Raw genomic sequence first — 1,193 nt, 5'->3', positions numbered from 1 at the left:
TGACCTGCTCCCAGTAATTAGCTACACGGTGCAGTAGAATCCGGGGTTGTAAATTGATGGTGGGCTGCAAATTCGGCTGGGGTGATGTTGCCCAACGAACTATGCGGCCGTGTTGAATTGTAATCTTTTCGCCATGCCTCGATCAGAACACGTGCTTCGTACAGGGTTAAGAACCAATGGTCGTTGAGGCACTCATCCCGGAATCGCCCATTGAAGCTTTCGATATAGGCATTCTGCGTGGGCTTGCCTGGCTGGATGAACGCTAGCTTCACACCCCGGGCATGAGCCCATGCATCCAGCGCTAGACTGGTGAATTCTGGTCCGTGATCGACCCTGATCATTCGTGGCAATGGTCGGTGTCCGGCAATTCGGTCTAGTACACGGGTTACACGCTCTCCCGAAATAGAAGTGTCGACCTCGATGACGATGCTTTCCTTAGTACAATCATCGACCACATTCAGGCAGCGAATGCGTCTGCCATCAGCCAGGCCGTCATGCACGAAATCCATTGACCAAGCATGGTTTGGTACTTCAGGCAACAGCAATGGCACTCTTTCCGTGAGGCCGATCCGCTTTCGACAGCGCTTTCGCACTGCTAATCCCGCGCTGCGGTAGAGCCGATAGACTCGCTTGACATTGACGCACCAGCCTTCCCGCTTGAGCAGAACATGGATGCGTCGATAGCCAAAGCGCCGCCTTTGCCCAGCAAGCGAAACAATCCGCTCGCATAGCTGACCATTGAAATCTGGCCGGGCACGATAGCGCAATACGGAAGTGGAAATGTTCATCAGCCCACAAGCTCTGCGTTCAGAAAACTGCCATTGCGTCTTCAGAGACGCAACCACTTCCCGCCTTGCTTGTGGGCTTACCACTTTCGTGAAACGACATCTTTCAATGCGGCATTGTCGAGCAGCGCGTCAGCCAGTAGTCGCTTGAGCTTGCCGTTCTCCTCTTGCAACACCTTGAGTCGCTTGGCATCGGAGACGTCCATGCCGCCAAACTTGGCCTTCCACTTATAATAGGAGGCATCGGAAAAACCATGCTTGCGGCACAGCTCCACTACAGGCATGCCCGCATCCGCTTCCTTCAGGAAGCCAATAATCTGCTCCTCGCTAAATCGTTTCTTCATAAATCCGCTCCTTTTTAAGAATCGGACTCTACTACATCATGAAGCTAATGAAAGGGGCAGGTCA

1 protein-coding gene is annotated in these 1,193 nt (G+C 53.0%); it reads right to left on the bottom strand.

What is annotated here, in order from left to right; genetic code table 11:
* Positions 1-17: 17 nt before the first annotated feature.
* Positions 18-1,129 (bottom strand): IS3 family transposase gene (locus tag BLP78_RS15015; RefSeq protein ID WP_090460560.1). Its coding sequence is split into 2 segments (ribosomal slippage): positions 18-877 and positions 877-1,129, totalling 1,113 coding nucleotides; the frame shifts between segments, so codons are not numbered across the junction.
* Positions 1,130-1,193: the final 64 nt, after the last annotated feature.

It is taken from the genome of Nitrosospira sp. Nsp1 (assembly GCF_900100985.1).
Classification (GTDB): domain Bacteria; phylum Pseudomonadota; class Gammaproteobacteria; order Burkholderiales; family Nitrosomonadaceae; genus Nitrosospira.
Note: the sequence above shows the minus strand (reverse complement) of the source record. Positions and strands in the feature narration are given on the sequence as shown.